Source organism: Bacillus sp. ME78, from assembly GCF_903970865.1.
Classification (GTDB): domain Bacteria; phylum Bacillota; class Bacilli; order Bacillales; family Bacillaceae_G; genus Bacillus_A; species Bacillus_A cereus.
In genome coordinates this window covers 1-1008 of the sequence record NZ_CAJCKK010000082.1, presented here as the reverse complement: position 1 = coordinate 1008, position 1008 = coordinate 1, and the positions used below count along the sequence as shown (strand labels likewise).

The following is a 1008-nucleotide window of genomic DNA, read 5'->3' as shown; positions in this document are numbered from 1 at the left end:
AAGGCGTTCAAGGTAACACGGGTGCTACTGGACCTCAAGGTGCTCAAGGTAACACAGGTGCTACTGGTGCTACTGGTGCTACCGGACCTCAAGGTGCTCAAGGTAACACAGGTGCTACTGGTGCTACCGGACCTCAAGGTGCTCAAGGTAACACAGGTGCTACTGGTGCTACCGGACCTCAAGGCATTCAAGGACCAACAGGTGCTACCGGCGCTACTGGTATAGGAGTTACTGGACCTACTGGACCTTCTGGTGGACCTACCGGACCTACTGGGCCAACTGGACCTAGCTTCCCTATAGCAACAATTGTTGTAACAAACAATATTCAGCAAACAGTACTGCAATTTAATAACTTTATTTTTAGTACTGCAATTAACGTAAACAATATTATCTTCAACGGCACAGATACAGTTACTGTTATTAACGGTGGTATTTATGTAATTAGCGTATCCATTTCTACAACTGCGCCAGGATGCGCTCCACTCGGAGTAGGAATTTCAATTAATGGAGCAGTCGCAACTGATAATTTCTCTTCAAATTTAATAGGCGACTCACTTTCATTTACTACAATCGAAACATTAGCAGCTGGTGCAAGAATTTCTGTTCAATCTACTCTTAATGAGATTACGATCCCTGCGACAGGAAATACTAACATCCGCCTTACTGTATTTAGAATCGCTTAAATTTCATCATAGATTGTTTATGACAAATAAAAAAAGAGCGAGGAAACTGAACTGCACCCCAATTGTTAGACACAGTCTAACAATTGGGGGTGCAGTTTTTCTATGGCTAAATTTACATCTGATGAAAAAATACAAATCGTTCTACGTTATTTGAACGGAAATGAAAGTTATCGAGAAATAGGTAGATCGCTCGGTATAAATGACACAATCATTTTGAATTGGGTAAACCAATATAAACAGAATGGTCTGGAAGCTTTTCTAAAACGATGTACAAATTACACACAACAATTTAAACTAGACGTACTAAACTTTATGATTGAAAACG

The 1008-nt window shown here is 40.5% G+C and carries 2 protein-coding genes; both read left to right on the top strand.

Annotated elements, in window-relative coordinates:
• Positions 1 to 683, top strand: a 683-nt coding sequence (locus H6481_RS28150; RefSeq protein ID WP_182813813.1) for a Gly-Xaa-Xaa repeat protein, incomplete at its 5' end; no start/stop codon positions are given.
• A 102-nt stretch (positions 684 to 785) separates the two neighbouring features.
• Positions 786 to 1008: helix-turn-helix domain-containing protein (locus tag H6481_RS28145; RefSeq protein ID WP_182813811.1), on the top strand; the 223-nt coding region annotated here is incomplete at its 3' end.